The following is a 19,909-nucleotide window of genomic DNA, read 5'->3' on the forward strand; positions in this document are numbered from 1 at the left end:
TAGAAAAATATTTTTTTTTTAGAAAAGGATGATAGATGCCGTTTTTTTAGCCCCCGGGATTGTTAAATGGGCTAATAAAAAATCGATGCACAAGTTGAGTTGCTTATAAAAAAAAGATAGACAGGATTTTGTCCAGCTTGAACCGCACAAATTTCGAGGCGAGGCTGAGGTGATTGCGCACCGTATTTTTGGAGAGTCCTTCCTCATCGGCAATTTCCTGATAAGATTGATCTTCAAACTTGCTCCTTCGGTAAATTGCCTGTTGCTGTGGCGGCAATTGTTCAATAATGGATTCCAGGATGACCTGTAGCTCTTTGCCTTCCAGTTCATCTTGCAGCGAAAAGGAATTTTCAAGCCAGGTATGCTGAAGCGACTGTAGATAATTGGACCGGACCAGCGATTTACGGAAATTGGATATGGCCATTCTTTTTGAAATAGCAAATAGAAAGGGGAAAATGGCTTCCGGACCGGAAAGCTGCATTCTTTTCAAATAAAATTCGATAAAAACTTCCTGTGTCACTTCCTCTGCATCACTGTCATTTTTACAGAGCTGCCTGACTTTAAAATAGATAATCGGCTGATAATACTTGAACACCATACCAAAAATAGACTGATCTCCGGCTTGTAATAAGAGGAAATCGTCCATTGATATGGAAATATGTTTCAGCCCAGCGATCATGAATTCGGTATATTTAATTGATGCAAATTAACCTAACAGATGTTAATTTCATATAAAATTAACATTAATATCCATAATATCGAGGGCGCTGAAAGCAAAATCTATTTCAGTATGATTTTGCATATTTTCACTAGGCAAACGATTCAATATGCTATTTCCCGGAAAAGTGGAGTGCCAAAGATATCGATATGTCACTACAACGAATAAAACTGCTGATGCGGAGAGGAATTTAAGCATTTTAATAGCCATGGTGCATTAATAGCCAAGGCGCAATTCGCTAAAAATAGCCCGCGGCGCTACTTCGATGACCATCATTTGCAAAGTGAACTTGTGAAGAAATACCTATCGTTCATTCCTGCTTTTAATACCAAACAAAATAGGATATTAAATGAATAGGTGATACCTTTGGTCAGACAAAAAGACTTTACCATACGAAACTGATTCCGATGAGAACGAAGAAAGCAAATGCCTGTGACCACTCCTGCCTGATGTGCCATTATGTTATGCAAGAGTGGCTTGGACAAATCGACCTCCACCGAAAGAATATCAAACTGAAAAAAGGCGAACAGTTTATCCGTGAAGGCGAGCCGGTTCGTGGTATTTACTTTATCCAATCAGGATTCGTCAAAGTCCACCGCAACCTCGGAGACCGGGAGACCATCGTACGCTTTGCAAAAAAGGGAGAAATGGTAGGCCATCGCGGAATCTCATCCGAACAAAGTGTTTACCCTATTTCGGCGACAGCACTTGCCGCAACGCAGCTATGTTTTGTAGCCTTACCCTTCTTCTTGTCCACGCTGCGCATCAATCCCGAATTAAGCTATCGCCTGATGCTATTTTTTGCCGATGAATTGCATCTTTCGGAGCAGAAGATGGCCAACCTGGCCCAGCTTTCCGTCAAAAACCGTTTAGCATGGAGCCTTTTATTGCTTCATCGCGTTTTTGCGGAAGGAACAGAGGAGGGGTACATCGGTCTTGAACTGAGCAAAAAGGATCTCGCAGCCTATGTAGGCACCACCTATGAGACCGTCTACCGCATGCTTGCCGAACTTGCTGATTCGGATGCGATAACAGTCGACAAAAAGAAGATTTTCATCAATAACAAGGAACTATTAAACAAGTTGGCAACAGAAAAATATGGGGAGTAAAGCAAACCAATCCTGGCATACCAGCTCCCCAACGTAAATATTTCCCTAAAAATACGTCAATTTAAAATTTATAGCCCAGCCCGGCCCCAAGCTTCCACTTACCGTCTGCGGTACTGGTCTTCGGGCTGTAGAAAGCAGGCAGCTGAACAGCGAGATGCCTGAACACCGCAGTCAGGCCAACGCCCAGTGTCGGAGTGATCCAGGCATTCTTGGGCTTCCCTTCCTCCACTTGATCTTCCTTTATTTTCAGGCTCGGCAGCAAGCCCAACAGGATATTTCCCTTCGGAGCGAAACTATATTTAATCGCTGGCCCCGTACAGTTGACATAGGCCCCCTGGTCGGTATAGCCCGCCACCACGACACCTTCGAACAAACTCGCTTTCACTGTTTTCTGCTGCGCATAGGCCTGGTAAAAAACTACCGAAAAAAGCAACTGGAGCAGCACTACCCCGGACCACTTTTTCCAGATACATCTATTTTCAATTCGTTGCATAATAGCTAGTTTTGAGAAGTGGATACCTTTTCTTTCCGGTGATAAGTATAATAAATAGCCATTCCCGTAAACAACAAGCCACCAACAATATTACCGGCCGTCACGATCAACTGATTGTACAGCCACCAGTCCGACACCGTCACCTGGGCACCGAACATCATCCCGGCAGGAATCACAAACATATTGACCACCGCATGCTCATAGCCCAAGGCAAAGAACATAAAGATGGGAATTCCCGCCGCCAGGATCTTGCCTAAGGTAGACTTGGATGTCATGGACATCACCACCCCCATGCAGACCATCCAATTGCAGAGAACGGCTTTGACAAAGGCTGAAAATAACCCGGCAGCACCATGATTGCCGTAGCCCAGGGTTTTCTTTTCACTGATGACAATCAGGCTCTGCTCGATATTCCCAAGCTGGCTAGCCTGCCCAGTTTCCGTACTTGCAGCCCAAAACAGAAGCGCGAAGAGCACACTGCCCAATAAATTACCCAGGAAGACCCAGAGCAGGTTATTGGCCATCACCTTAAAATTGATCTTCCCTTCCAGCCAGGCCAGGGGCACCAAGGAGAAACTTCCTGTAACGAGTTCCAAGCCCAGGATAACAATGATCACAAAGCCCACAGGAAAAACAAATGCGCCGATAAGCCCCAGCCCGGTCTGCGCCGTAGCCAAGAGTGCAAGCGTAACAGAGATCGCCAATAAGGCACCTGACAATGCCCCTCGAATCAGCAGGTCTTTGATCGGGAGCGAAGATTTGTAGATAGCGGTATTCATCATCACACCGGCTACCTCTTTGGGGCTAATATAATCCATCGTTTATTTGCTTTAAAAGGTTCTTATTTCAATTATAGGGCTCGGGCTTAAGCTGTCATTCCAATATATACCGTCCCATTCTCCACCTTCACAGGATACGTTTTGATCGCACATTCATCACCCGAAAGACATTCGCCCGTATCCAATGCAAAGGTTTTTTTGTGAAACGGGCAGGCTACTTTTGGGGTATCTCCTAGGGAGCCCAACATCCCACGGCTCAAAATCATCTGCCGCTTATGGGGGCATTCATTCTGGGTAGCATACCACTCATTGCGACGGGCGAAATAAAATAGGGCCACCTGTTCGTCATTCAATTTCAGGCAGACACCACCGTTTTCAATAGCATCCTCGATCTGGCAGGCCTTCAGCCATTGCAGGTCGATTTGTGTGTCAATTTGCGTGTTCATGTGATTTTTATTTTAAAGGTTTAGCGATTCTATATAAGTGATTTTATCAGTCATTGATGTTACACCATGGTCTTTTAATAGGTTTTCAGATTCCAGTCAGCGGCTTTCTTTTGACCGCGCATGGTATCGAAGCGTACCGACTCGTCCCGCTCCTCCGGCGCATTTACAAAATGGACAAAGCGTTTGCGGATTTCCGGATCTTCCACGGCAACTTTCCATTCACAGCGATAGCTGTCGACAAGCAGCTGCATGTCCTGCTCCCAGGTTTCCCCCATACCGAGGCTATCCTCGACCACAACGTTCCGCAGGTAGTCGATTCCACCCTCCATCTTATTGAGCCAGGTAGCGGTACGGGTCAAAGGGTCGGCTGTACGGATGTAGAACATCAGAAAACGGTCGATATAACGGATACAGGTCTCACTGTCGACATCAGCCGCCAGCAGCAGTGCATGCTGTGGTTTGCTACCACCATTGCCGCAGACATACAGGTTCCATCCTTTTTCGGTGGCGATGATACCAAAGTCCTTGCTCTGCGCCTCCGCACACTCACGGATACAGCCACTCACCGCTGACTTTATCTTGTGCGGAGCACGCAACCCACGATAACGCTCCTCTATTTGTATGGCGAAGGACACACTGTCATGCAGGCCAAAGCGGCACCAGGTACTGCCCACGCAGCTTTTGACCGTCCGTAAGGCCTTGCCATAGGCATGTCCACTTTCAAATCCGGCAGCAATGAGTTCCTCCCAGATAAGCGGGAGATCATTGAGATGTGCACCAAACAAATCAATGCGCTGCCCGCCCGTAATTTTTGTATACAGCTTATATTTCTTGGCCACCTGGCCAATAACAATCAATTTGTCCGGCGTGATCTCCCCACCAGGGATACGGGGAACAACCGAGTAGGTACCACCTTTCTGTATATTGGCCAGGTACCGGTCATTGCTATCCTGCGCCACATCATTTCCCTTGCTCAAGATCATCTCATTCCAGAGACTGGCCAGCAGTGAAGACACCAGCGGCTTACAGACCTCACACCCGTGCCCACGGCCCAGCGCATCCAGCACCTGATCATAACTCTTCAGTTCATGGATCTTGATCAGGTCATAGAGTTCCTGCCGGCTCAGGTCAAAATGCTCACAGATGGTACTGCGGATATATTTACCCTGCTGTTTCATCGTGTAATTGACCAAGTCCTTCACCATCGGCACACAGCCCCCGCAGCCCGATCCTGCTTTGGTGCATTTTTTTACTCCATCTGCATTTTCACAGTTCCCATTGATCACCGCATCACAGATCTGCGCTTTGGTCACCCCCTCACAGCTGCAGATCAGAGCACCATCGGGCAAGGCTTCCAAGCCCGAAGAAGCGGATTTGTTCTGCCCCTGCTCGCTCATCAGGAGCAGCTCAGGATGCTCCGCCAGCGGCATACTGTTGTTGACCATCTGCAAGAGCATATTATAACTTGTGGCCTCCCCCACCAGTATCCCTCCAAGCAGGCGCGTACCGTCGGTACTGACGTTCAACCTTTTATAGACCCCTTTGTTACGGTCCTCCAGTAAGATGGTCCGCGCATAAGGTTCACTGATAAAGGGATCTCCAAAACTGGCCACATCTACCCCCATCAGTTTCAATTTGGTACTCATATCAAATCCCTTAAAGGACTTTTCTTCCCCCAGGATATGTTCGGCTGCTATTTCTGCCATCTCATAACCGGGTGCCACCAGGCCATAGATCATATCATTGACCAGTGCACATTCGCCGATCGCATACACGGCAGGGTCTGAGGTCTGCATGTGTGGATTGACCACAATCCCGCCACGCTCGCCGATGGCCAGCCCTATTTTCCTGGCCAGTTCATCCCGCGGCCGTATGCCCGCCGATATTACCAGCAGATCCGTTTCGATCGATGAACCATCCTGAAAAGCGATTCCCGTCAGGCGCTCTTCCCCCAGCAATTGACTTGTTGATTTTTGCAATAAACAACTTAGCCCCATTGCTGCCAGCTTGGTTTGCAGGAGCTGGCTGGCGCTGTCATCAATCTGACGCGGCATCAGGCGGGGCGCAAATTCAATCACTGCCGTTTCTTCCAAGCCGAGGTCTACCAGCGCTTTGGCCGCTTCCAGGCCCAGTAGTCCGCCGCCCATAACAGTACCCTTTTTGACTTTTGCTGCATAAGCTTTGATCAGATCCAGATCCTCAATCGTCCGGTAAAGAAATACCCCCTCCTTTTCCACGCCTGGAATAGGTGGCACAAAAGCAGCTGAACCAGTCGCAAAGACCAGATAGTCGTACGGAACAATAAGCCCTTGTAATGAACGTACTTCTTTTTTTGAGCGATTTACATCAACAATCGGATCATTTAAATGGATTTTCACATTATTTTCCGCGTACCAGTCCTTTTTTGACAGGAAAAGCTCCTCTATAGATGAAACTTTGAAGTAATCGGTCAGATGCACCCGGTCATAGGCACGAATTGGCTCTTCGGCAAACACAATTATATCCAGAATATCAGATTTATGCTTTAATTTTTCGCAAATCTTATTACCAACCATACCATTTCCGATAACAACAATCTTTTTTCTTTCCATAATTACTGTTTTTTCTGATAAAAAATCATTTTCATATTTAAACATCACTAATTTATGGAATAAAAAATTAAAAAATCAAAATAAATATGATTTTTATAATATTTTTTCAAATAAAAATCATTTAAACTTCAATATTTCATGATTTATATCAGATTTTTTAATAGATTTACATATAAAATGAACACAAAAACAAAATAACATGAAAAAATTAGGCAAAACATCGTTATTTATTGTAGGATCTGGCCCTGGAGACCCAGAATTATTAACCATAAAAGCTTATAAAGCGATAAAAAATGCACAAGTTATCCTTTATGACAACTTAATCAATGAAGAAATCCTTCAAATAGCACATAAAAACTGTACAAAACACTATGTTGGCAAACATCCTTATGGAAAATACGTCCCTCAAGAAGAAATAAACGAGCTTATCCTACATTATTGTGCACGCTACGACCGCGTGGTCCGGTTAAAAGGGGGCGACCCCTATCTTTTCGGGCGTGGTTTTGAAGAATGGCTTACCGTACAGGGGAAAAATATTGTGGTTTCTTACATTCCGGGCATCAGCAGCATGCAAGGCGCAGGCATCAACAATATTCCCTTGACCCACCGCAGTATCAGCGAAGGGGTATGGGCACTGACGGGGATGAAAAAAGATGGTAGCCTATCGGCGGATCTCCCTTTGGCTGTCCAGAGCCGGTCCACTGTCGTGATCTACATGGGCATGCGCAAACTCGACGAGATAGCACGTACCTATGTACTGTATGGCAAAGGAGAAACCCCGGCGGCTATTATACAGCATGCGAGCCTGCCCCAGCAAAAACAGGTATTGTGCAAAGCCAAAGACCTTGTCAGGGCAAGCAAGGAGCATGAGCTTGGCCATCCAGCCATTATCGTTATCGGTGATGTCGTCGATCTGCAGCATGCACACAGCCTCGCGGTCGCACAAAGGTCTATTATATAAGCAAGCCGATTGTATCACAGGCTGCAACAAGTGCCCAGAGAGGATCATCGCCTCTACGGACACGACAAACAAGATCAAACAGACCGAAACGCTCGCAACGGATTGCTTAAATCCTGGTGGTCTTGAACATTTGACAATTATTTCAATCATCAACCAAACAATATTCCTCATGAATCCACAAGAACAACCTCTCCAAAAGCTTAGTATCTTATCTTTTAAAGGTGTACAGATGCGCACTTTTCACATTACATGGATCACTTTTTTCTTCTGTTTCTTTGGCTGGTTCGGCGTCGCCCCGCTTATGCCACTGGTTAGAGAACAACTCGGATTGACTAAAGGTGAAGTCGGAAATATCATTATCGCCTCTGTTTCAGCAACAATTATTGCGCGATTATTTATCGGGAAGATGTGTGATACGCTAGGACCACGGATCTCTTACACGATTTTGTTGGTCGCAGGTTCGATTCCTGTTTTGCTTATTGGACTGAGTAATAGTTATGAGTCTTTTTTGTTATTTCGTTTTTTTATCGGCATCATCGGTGCGTCTTTTGTGATTACGCAGTTCCATACTTCAATGATGTTCGCCCCCAACATTATTGGTACGGCCAATGCCGTAACCGGTGGTTGGGGCAACCTTGGCGGAGGGGTTACCAATCTGGTCATGCCGCTCATTGCTGCAGCATTCGTCGGCATGGGCTTCGTAAGCCAGGCGGATTCTTGGCGGATTGCCATGATTGTTCCCGGGATTATCCTTCTCGTAATGGCGTATATCTATTATCGGTATACGCAAGATACACCGCAAGGCAATTTCAAAAAACTATCCGAAGGTGGGAAAATCAATAAAAAGAAGAATGGCTCATTTTTGCTCGCGTTAAAGGACTATCGTGTCTGGATCCTTACACTCGCCTATGCGGCTTGCTTCGGGATAGAGATCACGGTTGACAACGTCGCTGCTACCTTCTTTATCGATCGTTTTGATACCGGAATTATCCTGGCGGGAGCCCTTGCCAGTATCTTTGGCGGCATGAATCTATTCGCCCGTGCGCTTGGCGGTATTATAAGTGATAAAGTAGGACAAAGCTACGGCATTAAAGGTAAGGGTATAATTCTCGGTATACTGTTGATTTTGGAAGGAATCGGCATAAGTCTGTTCGCCACTTCCAACACATTACTTCTAGCGATTATCACCATGTTGCTTTTTGCACTCTTCCTCAAGATGGCAAATGGTTGTACATATGGTATCGTCCCCTTCATTAATAAAGATAACATTGGCAGTGTGAGCGGAATCGTCGGTGCCGGAGGAAATATTGGAGCCATGTTAGTCGGATTTCTTTTTAAATCCGAAACGCTCAGTTATGCGGATGCCTTTCAATATATCGGTATTGGCGTTTTTCTGATAGGTTTCACGGTACTCCTCGTGCGTTTTCATCCTCGAACTGAACCTGTCGTTCAAAATGTGTCATTAGAAGTGTAGAATAAGTATCCTTTTTACTATGAATAAAGAGTCGAACAACGTATATAAAAGTACCTGCTGCTACTGTGGTGTGGGCTGTGGCGTTAAGATATCGGTCGAAAAAAATCAACTGATTTCCGTTATCGGCGATAGTCAACACCCGGTCAATCACGGCAAATTGTGTAGCAAGGGCATGAATCTGCAATATACAGTCAATGATCGCTCAGACAGACTTCTCTATCCCCAGATGAGGCACCATAGATCCAGTCCGTTGCAACGTGTTTCATGGGATGAAGCGCTGGATCGCGCAGCAGCGGTCTTCCGCACGTTAATTGCAAAATACGGTCCTGATGCTGTGGCATTTTATGCTTCTGGACAATGCCTTACCGAGGAATATTACATTCTCAATAAACTGGTTAAGGGATTTATTGGCACGAACAATATTGACACCAATTCACGTCTTTGTATGAGCAGTGCTGTGGCGGCATACAAAAAGACCCTAGGGGAAGACAGTGTACCCATATGCTACGACGATATCGAGCTTGCCGATTGCTTTTTGGTCGCAGGTGCCAATCCCGCCTGGTGCCATCCGATCCTCTGGCGACGTGTAGAGGCGCACAAAGCTAAAAATCCAGCGACCAAAATTATTGTTGTCGACCCTCGTGTCACGGACAGCTGTGCATTGGCCGACCTGCATTTACAGATTAACCCAGGGACAGACATCACGCTCAATTATGCGCTGGGAAGATTACTTATCGAACAAGGAGACATAGACCTTGATTTCATAAACCATCATACCGAAGGATATGAAATGTACAAAAAACGGGTATTCGAACGTACCTTATTGGAGTCCGCTGCGATATGTGGTGTCCCGGCGGAAGACATTGAACGCGCAGCCAGCTATATTGGCGAATCCAATAGCCTTCTGACTATGTGGACAATGGGATTGAATCAAAGCGTAGTGGGAGTTAATAAAAACCTGAGCCTGATTGATCTCAACCTGATTACAGGGAAAATCGGAAAACCGGGAAGTGGTCCTTTTTCACTAACTGGACAACCCAACGCCATGGGCGGAAGAGAAGTTGGGGGGCTTGCGAACCTGCTACCTGCTCACCGTGATATGGATAATAAAACACATCGCGATGAAATTCAACAATTCTGGTCAGGGACTACCGTGAGCAGCAAGCCTGGGCTCACAGCTACCGAAATGTTTGAAGCCTTGGCCGACGGCCGATTGAAGGCAATCTGGATTCTCTGCACCAACCCGCTCACCAGTCTCCCGAACACACGGCTGGTGGAAAAAGCATTGCAAATGGCTAAATTCGTTGTCGTGCAGGAGATATCCAACAAGCCCCAAACCCTGGACTTTGCGGATATTATTCTTCCAGCAGCCGGATGGGCCGAAAAAGAAGGCACAATGACGAATTCAGAACGCAGGATCAGTCACCTGCATAAGGCTATTGACCCGCCAGGCGAAGCTCTTCCGGATACAGAAATCTTTGCAAGGTTTGCACAAAAAATGGGTTTTAAAGGTTTTTCATATCCTACACAACAGGACATCTACAAAGAACATGTCCAATTAACAGCCAGGACAAGTATTGACATTGCGGGGTTGGATTATAAACTTATTGACAATCTAAATACCGTGCAATGGCCTTTTGATCTCTCAAAGAGAAAAGGCACTCCACGACTTTTTCAGGATCACAAATTCCTTACGCCAAGTGGGCGGGCGCAATTACATAGCCCACCTGATCGGCATCACAGCGAACTACCTGACCAAAATTTCCCGCTTATCCTGACTACAGGACGCATCCGTGACCAATGGCATACCATGTCTAAAACTGGCAAGGTAAGTAAGCTGAACCAACATATTAAGACTGCATTCTTGGAAATCCATCCAAGCGATGCAACAGCACTGAACTTGGTTGACGGGCAATTGGCAAATGTTTATTCGCTACGAGGCGAAGTTCGTGTCAGAACACGGGTCAGCGAGACAATTAAACCTGGAGTCGTCTTTCTACCGATGCATTGGGGCAAGATATTAGGATCTGATCTCCATCGTGCCAATAATCTGACCAACGATTTGGTGGATCCTATTTCAAAGGAACCTGACTTTAAATTTTGCGCAGTACGTGTCGAACCTCATGTGAAGAGCAAGGAACGTATCGTCATTATCGGTGCCGGTGCCGGAGCGCATGGTTTTGTCCGTTCCTTTCGGGAAGTAAACAAGACCGATGAGATTATCATTTTCAGTAATGAGGATCTACCTTTTTATAATCGTGTCATGTTACCACATTATGTCAGTGGCGAGCTTCAATGGGAGCAATTGGTTAAAATGAAAGACGAAGAGGAGCCTTTACTCGATATCCAGCATATACGTGCTGTCCAGGTTACGGCAATCGACAGAATCAACAAATATGTCACGGACTCTCGCGGTATTAAAACATATTATGATATCTTAATTCTCGCGACAGGCAGCCGGCCCAGCCTGCCAAAGCATGTGCCGAAGCTACCTGGTATTTTTACGATGCGGCGTCGGACTGACGCTGACCTATTGAAGCGATACCTTCCCGAACAGGCACATGTCGTTATCGTCGGCGGAGGATTATTAGGACTGGAAATGGCCGCTTCCCTTCGTGAAAATGGAACAAAAATCACCATCGTTCAACGTGTTTCGCGTTTTTTGAATCGGCAGCTGGATCCACTTGGGAGCCAATTGCTTCACGAAGAGATGATAGACCTCGGCTGCGATATTTTCTATAACGATGAAGTTCAACTATACTGTGGCCGTAATAAACTGACAAAGATCGAATTAAAGAGTGGACGACAGATCAAATGTGATGCCCTAATCCTAGCGATAGGCACTACACCCAATATCGAATTAGCAAGGGATGCTGGCCTACTTTGCCAACGGGGTGTGGTCGTGGATAATCATATGAACACCAGCGACCCTGCTATTTATGCCATCGGTGAGATTGCAGAATTTGAAGGGACACTTTACGGCATTACTGCGGCTGCCGAAGAACAGGCTGGTATAGTTGCACATTATCTTCAGGGAGATATCAGCAGCCATTATACAGGAAGCCTGTTTATGAACATTATCAAAATACAGGGTTTTGACCTGTGTAGCATCGGTCTTACAGAAACGCCAAATGAGGACTATGAAGAGATTATTTTTATTGATAAGGCCAAACGCTATTACAAAAAATGTATTATCTATCAGGATAGACTTGTAGGTGCCATTTTGATCGGAGACAAGAACGAATTTCTTGAGTTTAAAAACTTGATCGCAAACAGGATCGAATTAAGTGAAAAACGACTGCAGCTACTACGAAGCGGAACGGCCAAGGAAGCTGTCGTCGGGCGATTGGTATGCTCATGCAGTCAAGTTGGCGAGGGAAATCTGCAACGATGTATCAGTGATGGATGTACAGATCTTCACGAGTTATGTACATCCACCGGCGCTGGGACAGGTTGTGGATCCTGTAAACCTGAAGTTAAACGTATTCTGGAAAACTACGTAATAGAAAAGGATAAGGAGGTAAAATCCTATGCAAAGTAAAACGATGAAAAAAGGGCAGTTTATCAAGGTTAACCTTTCTGGCGGTGCAATTTCTCCTGGAGAACTTGTCGACCTATTGATTCCTTTGGAGGAGGTGGGAATTACAGAAGTCAAATTTGGCAGTAGACAGCAACTATATTTTAAGGTAAACGAGACGCAGCTCGAAGAATTAGAATATATACTCATCAATCAGGAATCTGCTTATGAAATCGGTGAAGATATATATCCAAACATTGTGAGTTCATATGTAGCCGACGGACTTTTTAATCAGGGGCCATGGATACGTGAAGGCGTATACAAAGATGTTTTGGACAGTTTCGAGTTCAATCCCCAATTAAAAGTGAATGTTGTGGACTGCACACAGTCCTTGGTACCTTATTATACTGGAAATCTAAATTTCATCACTTCGGAATTTAGCAATTATTGGCACCTGCAGCTCCGATTTCCCAAAAGCAACGTGTTTTATACCTGGTCTACCCTTGTAAACACAGACGATATTGCGAGACTAACGCTGTTTTTGGAGCCCATGATGATCGGGACGCTGGCTGCAAGTTCAAGCGAAGGACAAACGTTGGGACAGAAGTTAGAAGCATCAGCTATTGCCTCCGGAAAATTTCTTTTCCAGCCGACAGAACAGCCCTTTATGGAGCCTGCGTTTAAGCTCCCCTATTATGAGGGGTTTAATAGCTACCAAGATAGACTATGGCTGGGCGTATACCGGCGTTCGGAAACCTTTTCGACCGCTTTTTTACGCGACATATGTCATCTCTGTCTGCGACACAGGATCGGCCAATTGTACACTACACCCTGGAAATCAATTATTATTAAAGATATTCAACCTACAACAAGAGCTGATTGGGATAGTGTCTTAGACCGACATCGAATCAACCTCCGGCATGCCCTAAATGAACTCAATTGGATGACGGAAGATTTTGATCCCATTGCATTAGCGCTTAAACAGGAATTGGTGCACCATATGAACTGGTTGGATATCCGCACATACAAACTTTGTTTTGGTATTAAAATGCAACCAAAGAGTGGAATCTGGGGATCTGTAATTTTGCGTTTTATCGAATCTAAGGGAAATAAATCTTGGTTTCAGGTGCAACATACACCAGATTTCAACCCTAATTCAAGAGATTTTGTTACTTATCGAAAACGCGTGGAACAAGCAGAACTTATCAATGTGATTTTGGCATTGTGTGAGGATTTTTATCAACTTCAAGGTAGAACAGTGGCCCAAGAACCTCATCATCTTCCTACGCAGGCTACAACAGAAAAATCCGATCCGGTCAGGGTTACTTATCAATGTCCGGCTTGTCAGACAATATATGATCCCATCTGGGGAGATAGTACACAGCATGTCGCCGCAGGAACACTATTTGAAAACCTACCTACAACATATTGTTGTAGCATTTGTGAAACTGAAAAGTCAACTTTTAGGAAACTGATCAATTAAAGAACGATGCTTTTTAATGTAATCACCTAAATAGCCAGGCCTCACGACCTGGCTATAATATAAAGCTTATATAATACGCTAGCAGTCAGTTTTTAGAATGACCGAACTAACAGTTATTGGATACTATTTATATTTCCCTTACGGTGCTTTAAACAACTTAGGCACAAAAAGAGTAAGGTAATCCCGCCAGTTGGCCCAAATATGGCCGCCTTCGCTTTCGTGATATTCATAAGGCATATGGAGTTGATCCAACCTATCCTTGTATTGTTTTATTTCATTGTAAAGAAAATCGGTTTTGCCCATGGCGATCCAATAAAGCTGATAACCATTTTCTTTTTGGCGGGTAAGACTTTCATTTAAATTTTGGTAAAACTCAGGGAGTACTTCAGATCGCGGCATAACGGCAGCCGAGAACAAGCCCATATATCCAAAGGTATTGGGATAGTGTCTGGAAATATGGAGCGAATGAAAACCACCCATGGAAAGCCCTGCAATGGCCGTGTGGTCTTTCCCCTTCTTGACGCGGTAATTGCTATTGATAAATTCCAGCACATCCCCGAAAGTCTTTTCCATTTGGCCATCCATGGTGTGTGGCAGGGCCATCGTAGGTTTATAAAACCCCTTGTCCGATTGCCCTGGTGCAGCTTGTTGAAAAACATTACCGTTGGTCATCACGACGATCATTGGCTCGGCTTTTCCTTGCGCAATGAGGTTGTCCATAATTTGTGACGCTCTACCAAGATCCATCCAAGCCTCTTCATCGCCGCCCATTCCATGCAAGAGGTAAAGAACAGGGTAATCTTTTCGACTCGTTTCGTATCCTGCAGGCGTGTAAACAGTCATTCTGCGTTTCATTTTATTTCCGGGAGAATCATACCAACGCTTGGCCACTGTACCATGGGGGATATTGTTAACAGAATAGTTGTCAGCCTTGCCTCCGCCCACAATAAAAACGTTGAAAATAGAACTCACATCCCGAATAAGGTATACGTTGTTGGGGTCGGTCGTTTTCACTCCGTCGATAATTACATTGTAACTATATAACTCCGAAGGTAAGGGAGGACTGGTGAAGGTCCAGACACTGTCTCTCCCTTTGGTCATAGCTTTAGGGACAATATTCCATCCTTCGCGGGGCATCCAGTCGCCGGAGAGTTCCACCTTTTGGGCATTGGGCGCAAAAACCCTAAATGTTACTGATTTGTCATTGTGGATTTCGGGGGAAATGATTTCTTGGGGATTAAAAAGCGCCTGCTGTGCCGACAGCGGCAATAGAATGAAAAGCAATAAAACGGTGAAAAGATTTTTCATGATTTAGGGGTTTATTTATTGAGTTCGTAAACAATTTCCTTTTCTCTAAAATAACCATTTTTGTTCAATTTATTTCTTTCTTTCCTATTTAGATCTATACGCAAAAATTAAAACCATACCTCACGACATGGCATTTAACCTTTATATATTTACTTAAAGATAGCTTAGTCGCCCGATCTATGGACTTAGACTAAAGGACAGGAAAATTCGGTGAATAAAGGAAATTAGATGGTGAAATTTGAGACGTATCCCTGAAAAGCGAAGCACTTTTCAGGGATGCGTCTGCAACCTACCGCCATATGTAACTAACTGCATCATTAAAACTTGCCGTCGCAGAATTCGACGACGCAGTTTTAGTGCCTATTAATTTGTTGTCTATGTAAACCTCCGCCTTTATTCCCCCTGGTCCAAATGCCGAAAAATGAGCAGATGCATCATCATAAGGATTTACAGTACGACTTATTTTTTTCGAATAAGGTAGTATGACATCTTTCACGTTTTCCCTTCCGCCACTTGCATTCGTGTAGGATAGTTCCACTTTGTTCGGCGTACCCGAAGCTACAGTAAACTTGTATTCAATGGTTACATTTTTTGGATAGCCCTTGTCTGAGCCGTCATCTGGTCCATCGTCTTTGCCGCAGGATACCGAGCCAAAAATCATTGTTGCAATCAACCCAGAAAATAGCATACATTTTGTTTTCATGATTATACATTTAAAAGTTAAAAAAATTAAAATCGTATTGATATCAAATCGAAACAGGTCATTAACTTTCCGATCTATCGGCCATCTTTTACGGGAGAAGGATCACGGAATTGAAGAATAAGTTCTTTTACTGCACCAACAATAACCTGCGGTTGGTCCAAAGTGATGTAATGGCCACTGCCTGCGACCCGAAGATGTTTGCGGTTTGTAGAAAGGGACAAAAGGTTTTTCTGCATATTATCCCATGCTGTTACCATTTCGGCCCGTAGTCTTTTTTCTTTAAACAACGTATCAAAACGGGAAGTATCCGTCGCACTGACAACGCAAAGAGGAATATTGCCAAATGATATTATTTTTGCGGCATCATTCTTTATAGCGGCCATCTGCTCTTGTTCTTCAAGAACGGCAGCAGCGCTTTTATATAATAATGCAGGCATTAAAGAGTTCTGATATTGATATGGTTTCGAAGGAGGAAACATATCCTTGAACATCAGTCTTGCCAAACCAAATGTATTCGCAAACTTCAAAAATTCAGCAGGCAATCCCTTATTCACCAATTTATAAAGTCCCGGCGAAAGGTATTTTTTATTGTCCGGATGCTGGCTATCGATCAATACGGCTCCAGCTACATCCTGCGGATATTTATCAACGAAAATTCGGACCAGCATACCTCCCATAGAATGTCCAACGAGGATGTAAGGTTTCGGTGCATTAGATTTCTCTAACAGCAAGTATAGTTCCTCGGCCATTTTTTCTCCGGTTTTTGGATTTTCCCCTCTTTCACTCCAAAGTATACCAGCCCTGTCATAAGAAACGGTTGTTGTATGTAAACTTAATTCCTGTTGAATAGAATACCATTGCAAATGGCCTTCCGGGCATAATGCCGATTCAAAGACAATTGTTGGCCCACCTGTTCCCTTTTTCAGGTAATGAAGTCGGCAACGGTCCAGTTCGACGAACTGACCATTGGGAATAATCTTTTCAGCTTTTGCACGAGACCAGCTTTCAAATATGAAACCTGCCAGTAGTACTAAAGCGATGAAAGAAATAATGATAACGACTATTTTTTTTATCCAATTGAACATTTTCATATTGCACTTTTATATTGCATAGCTTAATGCATATACAAAAGTATGCGATATATAAGCTCATAAAGGCTCATCCGACAGGTTGACACCTCTTTGAATAAAACGATATAAACCTATTTTACAGGTTATTATGAAGAATGAGTCCGCTTTTTGAAGATTGAGTCTTTTACAAATCTGTCTTGAGGTACTGCTGGGGAGACTTGCCTGTGTACTTTTTAAAATTTCGGTTAAAAGAAGCTTTTGAGTTAAACCCACAGTCATACGCAATTGTTAGCAACGTATATTTTTTGTTGGCAGGTAAGGTCATCCGTTGTAAAAACTCTTTCACACGTAGCTCGTTTATCAGTTCGTAAAAATTTTTTTCGATCACGGAATTGATCACCTGTGACAACAAATTGGGATGCGTATCAACCATCGCTGCGAGGTCGTTAAGGGTGAGTTCTGGGTTTAGATATGGTTTTTGCTGCTCCAGTACAATTTGTAGTTTTACGTATATCCGATTCGCAGCATCTGGTTCCAGAAGTGATTTTGCATATTTAGGCGGATACGGAATGTTTTCCGATGGTTGTTCTTCTCTATTAACGATCTCGGTATAATTAGCAAGGTTCGCGTCCTCAATGTGCTTCTGACTAAACACATTTACCTGTTTGATGCCAAAATAGCCCATCCACCATACATAGATTACAGAAGCAGAAAAAACAAGATGATCTTTATGAAAGATGAGGACAATTATCCAGATTGCCGCCATACCCGCGACCAAATAAAGCAGCCATAGAAAATTTACTTTTTCAATATTTGAAAATCGGTATTTAAGATTTTTCCTAAACAATAACAGCTTGTAGAAAGATAGTGGAATATAGATAACGCCCGAGAGATATATTAAAACAATCCGCCATCTATTTTCTGTTTCGAATCCCATGGAACCATTTTTAAGCACATTCACTTTATCTTCAAATGAAAGCCAATAAAATTGAGAAAAAAGCAGATAGCCCAGAATAAATGGTAAAAAGTGTAATAGGTCTATTTTTTGAAAGGGGATTGGGCGTGTCTGATATTTTATATAGAGGTAGAGGAACGGCCCCTGCGCCAATGGCATCCATAAGCCCTGGATTGATAATACTGGGTGTTGGAGGTAGAGCCCTGACTTAAGTAGATAAATCGATAGCAGCATTATTGTTGATACAGTCAGCCAACACGCGAGCATGTAATCTGTTACTTTTTTCTCTGTTTTAGTAAACAAAACAAAAGACAAAAAGCCTCCTATAACAACGCCAGACAAGTAAGGTATTTCCAATGATATAAATAGTAGTGTTGCTAGAATTGATTCCATGATATTCTTTTTTATTCTCCAAAAAATTCCAAACGTTCTCTCCGATCGATGTTCACGAGTAATTTAAATTGTTCAGGCTGTCAAATACATCTATTCGCTATTGTCCGCGGCTCGCCGGCACAGTAGGATATTTCTCGTCTCAAAGTTTCGTTAGTACCAATATCGAAAAAATTCTCCTATCCTTTAAATGGCAACCATCTCTATGCAACCATATAACCACATTTGGCTCCCTTCCTCATTCCAGAAAAACTATGGATTAGGGTTTAGGTTGAATTATCTATTGTTTTTTCACGAATAAATTTACATGTTTTCGTCACATTGTATTTGTTTTTTATGTGTTAGGACCTACCCCACTCTGCGCCTGACCTTACACAATACTGATTTCTGATCGCATGACTTTAAAATCATCAGCGTAGGATGGTTAATAGCATCAGTATTACAATATAAGTAAGCTATACAAAAACGAAAAATCAAATAAGTAATAGCGAATAATGTTTCAACCCGCGCGAATACCAAACGGCCAAAATCAATTCAATTCCTAGCTCTATTTTTAGAATATGATAATTAAAGTATGCCCTAAACAGACATGCATGGTTAAACAAAAAAAGTAAAAAAAATGAAAAAATTAGTAATGAGTTTGGTCGCCGTAGCTGCGCTATCAACTACGGCCTTTGCTGGAACGGGTGCAAAAGCTCCCAAAGGAAATGCAAATGTAAAAACAGTCAATTACAAGCTAAGCAAAAACACCGCTAAGGTTAAAGTTACCGAAGCGTCAAAGGAAAGCAAAAGCATGTTGACAAAATGTGTTTACACGCTAAATGTTTACAATAGTAGCGGTCAAGTGATTGACACCTTCACTTCGCAAACCTATGTAGAAAATTCCTGCTCAGGATTCTTCGACACCTGCAGAACGGTCTATAGACATATGCTTGCCAGTGGCGAACTAGGCATATAGTCTTAAAATGACTTTCAATCGAATTACAGATTCAAAAATTTAAGCAGGGCCTAGGGTCAGCTTGATGTAAAAAAGCCACGTTTCAGGACGTGGCTTCACAACTTATTTATTTGAAATAGCTCTTATTTATACTTTATACGAATTGATCGATCTGGATACCTTCCAGCTGTCCCCTTCCCATACCAATGTTACCAGATCTGTTCTAGTGAACTTCTCAAATTTCAGCGTCACTTTAGCAACCAAATAATCCGCTGACTCTTCAAGCATATCCGTATTTACGGCACAGTTTAACTTTTCACCTTTTTGCTTTTTCAAGGAATTGATCACTGCCTCACGACTATGATACTGGGCATTGAAGGCTTTGATATTTTGGCTAACTAATATTCATTTTCCAATTCGGTAATGAATAAGTTTGGATCTTCAATGGCATATCTTAGCCATATTGAATCTCCTTCGTGAATATTATTAGGATTAATAGACCATCCATTGCTATTTTCGTATTCCCTATTATCGACAATATATTTTACACGAATACTTAGTCCTTTATGATAAAACATTTGGGTAACAATCCCTTTTACATACCGATCGTTTCTATTGACCGTTTCAATCCTTATAGCCTTTTCTTTTTCACTTGTTTTCGCCAACCAATAAATACTTCCGATGACAAGGCCCGCTATTAAAATATTGCAAAGCACCAGTTTGAAACGATCCATTAAAACTATTATAAAAACATCCCTCAATTGTAGCATATGGCCGATATACCGTTTTATGGGGCTTGTCCAAGTTATCAAAAAAAAAACAACACCAATAAAACTATTTCAAATTGACTGTTGTTCTTACTATACAAAACGGCTAATACCCTCCTTTCGAAAGAAAGGAACAACATAAAAATTGGCGTCGTACAGTAAAAATCCAATTGCTTTAAAAACATTGGATGACGAAACAAAAAAGAGG

Annotated in this window: 17 protein-coding genes; 6 read left to right on the plus strand and 11 right to left on the minus strand. The window is 43.3% G+C overall.

Translation table 11 applies throughout. The features are described from left to right. Positions 1-103 precede the first annotated feature (103 nt). A complete protein-coding gene (locus ACK8HY_RS09755; RefSeq protein ID WP_416133513.1) occupies positions 104-646 on the minus strand; it encodes an RNA polymerase sigma factor in 543 nt (180 codons plus the stop codon). A 479-nt stretch (positions 647-1,125) separates the two neighbouring features. Here ACK8HY_RS09755 and ACK8HY_RS09760 point away from each other — a divergent pair, with 479 nt between their 5' ends. Beyond that, complete coding sequence (locus ACK8HY_RS09760; RefSeq protein WP_416133514.1) at positions 1,126-1,827, plus strand: Crp/Fnr family transcriptional regulator; 702 nt, start codon at positions 1,126-1,128, stop codon at positions 1,825-1,827. A gap of 61 nt (positions 1,828-1,888) precedes the next feature. Here the strand turns inward: ACK8HY_RS09760 and ACK8HY_RS09765 are convergent, their stop codons facing one another. The 4 genes from ACK8HY_RS09765 to nirB all read right to left on the minus strand — a co-directional run bounded on the left by ACK8HY_RS09765 (position 1,889) and on the right by nirB (position 6,136). After that, positions 1,889-2,320, minus strand: coding sequence for a hypothetical protein (locus ACK8HY_RS09765; protein WP_416133515.1), 432 nt, complete (start codon positions 2,318-2,320; stop codon positions 1,889-1,891). A 5-nt stretch (positions 2,321-2,325) separates the two neighbouring features. Next, complete coding sequence (locus tag ACK8HY_RS09770) at positions 2,326-3,138, minus strand: formate/nitrite transporter family protein (RefSeq protein ID WP_416133516.1); 813 nt, start codon at positions 3,136-3,138, stop codon at positions 2,326-2,328. A 47-nt stretch (positions 3,139-3,185) separates the two neighbouring features. Then, the gene (nirD, locus tag ACK8HY_RS09775; protein WP_077438650.1) at positions 3,186-3,545 is read right to left on the minus strand and encodes a nitrite reductase small subunit NirD; all 360 of its coding nucleotides are present in this window, start codon (positions 3,543-3,545) and stop codon (positions 3,186-3,188) included. Between the two features lie 74 nt (positions 3,546-3,619). After that, complete coding sequence (gene nirB, locus ACK8HY_RS09780) at positions 3,620-6,136, minus strand: nitrite reductase large subunit NirB (RefSeq protein ID WP_416133517.1); 2,517 nt, start codon at positions 6,134-6,136, stop codon at positions 3,620-3,622. A gap of 199 nt (positions 6,137-6,335) precedes the next feature. Between nirB and cobA the strand changes: the two genes are divergently transcribed. From cobA to ACK8HY_RS09800, 4 genes are all read left to right on the plus strand, one after another. Beyond that, positions 6,336-7,097 carry a uroporphyrinogen-III C-methyltransferase gene (gene cobA, locus ACK8HY_RS09785; protein ID WP_077438649.1) on the plus strand — a complete coding sequence of 254 codons (762 nt, stop codon included), beginning with the start codon at positions 6,336-6,338 and terminating at the stop codon, positions 7,095-7,097. 169 nt (positions 7,098-7,266) lie between these two features. Further along, positions 7,267-8,571: an MFS transporter gene (locus ACK8HY_RS09790; RefSeq protein WP_416133518.1), complete on the plus strand. Its 1,305-nt coding sequence runs from the start codon at positions 7,267-7,269 to the stop codon at positions 8,569-8,571. Between the two features lie 19 nt (positions 8,572-8,590). Then, the gene (locus tag ACK8HY_RS09795; RefSeq protein ID WP_416133519.1) at positions 8,591-12,112 is read left to right on the plus strand and encodes a molybdopterin-dependent oxidoreductase; all 3,522 of its coding nucleotides are present in this window, start codon (positions 8,591-8,593) and stop codon (positions 12,110-12,112) included. Next, a complete protein-coding gene (locus tag ACK8HY_RS09800; protein WP_416133520.1) occupies positions 12,102-13,571 on the plus strand; it encodes a rubredoxin in 1,470 nt (489 codons plus the stop codon). The genes ACK8HY_RS09795 and ACK8HY_RS09800 overlap by 11 nt, the downstream gene beginning before the upstream one ends. A 138-nt stretch (positions 13,572-13,709) precedes the next feature. On the opposite strand, the gene ACK8HY_RS09805 is transcribed toward ACK8HY_RS09800, so the two are convergent. The 4 genes from ACK8HY_RS09805 to ACK8HY_RS09820 form a co-directional block, all read right to left on the minus strand. After that, positions 13,710-14,879: an esterase gene (locus tag ACK8HY_RS09805; RefSeq protein WP_416133521.1), complete on the minus strand. Its 1,170-nt coding sequence runs from the start codon at positions 14,877-14,879 to the stop codon at positions 13,710-13,712. A gap of 289 nt (positions 14,880-15,168) precedes the next feature. Beyond that, a complete protein-coding gene (locus ACK8HY_RS09810) occupies positions 15,169-15,582 on the minus strand; it encodes a hypothetical protein (protein ID WP_416133522.1) in 414 nt (137 codons plus the stop codon). A gap of 74 nt (positions 15,583-15,656) precedes the next feature. Then, on the minus strand, positions 15,657-16,673 hold the full coding sequence (locus tag ACK8HY_RS09815; protein ID WP_416133523.1) for an alpha/beta fold hydrolase: 1,017 nt from the start codon (positions 16,671-16,673) through the stop codon (positions 15,657-15,659). A 163-nt stretch (positions 16,674-16,836) separates the two neighbouring features. Continuing rightward, positions 16,837-18,000, minus strand: coding sequence for a helix-turn-helix domain-containing protein (locus ACK8HY_RS09820; protein ID WP_416133524.1), 1,164 nt, complete (start codon positions 17,998-18,000; stop codon positions 16,837-16,839). Positions 18,001-18,616: 616 nt separating this feature from the next. Here ACK8HY_RS09820 and ACK8HY_RS09825 point away from each other — a divergent pair. Then, positions 18,617-18,955, plus strand: a complete 339-nt coding sequence (locus ACK8HY_RS09825; protein ID WP_139351257.1) for a hypothetical protein — start codon at positions 18,617-18,619, stop codon at positions 18,953-18,955. A 126-nt stretch (positions 18,956-19,081) separates the two neighbouring features. Here ACK8HY_RS09825 and ACK8HY_RS09830 read toward each other — a convergent pair whose 3' ends face one another. Further along, on the minus strand, positions 19,082-19,270 hold the full coding sequence (locus tag ACK8HY_RS09830) for a hypothetical protein (protein ID WP_139351256.1): 189 nt from the start codon (positions 19,268-19,270) through the stop codon (positions 19,082-19,084). Between the two features lie 62 nt (positions 19,271-19,332). Continuing rightward, positions 19,333-19,704, minus strand: a complete 372-nt coding sequence (locus tag ACK8HY_RS09835) for a hypothetical protein (protein ID WP_139351255.1) — start codon at positions 19,702-19,704, stop codon at positions 19,333-19,335. Positions 19,705-19,909: the final 205 nt, after the last annotated feature.

The organism is Sphingobacterium sp. NGMCC 1.201703 (assembly GCF_047784615.1).
GTDB lineage: Bacteria > Bacteroidota > Bacteroidia > Sphingobacteriales > Sphingobacteriaceae > Sphingobacterium.